At 73.6% G+C, this 239-nt stretch carries 1 protein-coding gene; it reads right to left on the minus strand.

The features are described from left to right. Positions 1–190: uracil-DNA glycosylase family protein (locus tag SB756_RS34810; protein WP_410913848.1), on the minus strand; the 190-nt coding region annotated here is incomplete at its 3' end. Positions 191–239: the final 49 nt, after the last annotated feature.

Raw genomic sequence — 239 nt, forward strand, 5'->3', positions numbered from 1 at the left:
CGGGCGTCTTGTGCAGCCGTCGCTTGCCGCGCGGTTCCCACTTGAAGTGCTTGACCGCGTTGGTCACGTAGACGCTCGCACGCTCGATGCCGGCTTCCTCGAGCGCGCGGTCGAGCATGCGGCCCGCCGCGCCGACGAACGGGATGCCCGTGCGGTCTTCCTGGTCGCCGGGCTGCTCGCCGACCAGCATGAGGCGCGCGTGGGCGGGCCCCGCGCCCGGCACCGGCTGCGTCGCGTGT

This window comes from Pseudomonas sp. SIMBA_068, assembly GCF_046534705.1.
GTDB lineage: Bacteria > Pseudomonadota > Gammaproteobacteria > Pseudomonadales > Pseudomonadaceae > Aquipseudomonas > Aquipseudomonas putida.